The organism is Hylemonella gracilis ATCC 19624 (assembly GCF_000211835.1).
Lineage (GTDB): Bacteria > Pseudomonadota > Gammaproteobacteria > Burkholderiales > Burkholderiaceae_C > Hylemonella > Hylemonella gracilis.
This window is the reverse complement of sequence record NZ_AEGR01000007.1, coordinates 1-388: the sequence shown is the minus strand read 5'-3', so window position 1 is coordinate 388 and position 388 is coordinate 1. Positions and strand designations below refer to the sequence as shown.

Here is a 388-nt window from a genome sequence, read left to right as displayed (position 1 = left end):
CGTGGCGGCCACGGCCAACGCCCGCACCAGCGTGTACGGCAACAACCAGGCGATCAATTCCGCGACCAACGCTCAGACGGTGGCTTCGGGCGCGACCTGGGGTGCCAACGGCATTTCCAGCGAGGCCTTCACCATCAACGCGGCGGCGGGCAGCGCGGCCATCACCGTGACGGCCAACGAAACCGCCCAGTCGGTGGCAACCAAGGTGAACCAGCAGACCTCCGTCACGGGTGTGACGGCTGACGCCCGCGCCGACGCTCAGCTGAGCTTCGGTGCCACCGGTGCCTACACGCTGCAACTGCGTTCGGACAACAGCACGGCCGAGGCGATCACCTTCAATCTGACCGACTCGTCGAACACGCCCAGCGGCCTGGCTGCGGCGATCTCC

1 protein-coding gene is annotated in these 388 nt (G+C 67.5%); it reads left to right on the top strand.

Annotated features, from left to right (window positions below; all coding sequences use genetic code 11):
- Positions 1–388 (top strand): flagellin hook IN motif-containing protein (locus HGR_RS00685; protein WP_039851866.1); only part of this gene is annotated, 388 nt, incomplete at both ends.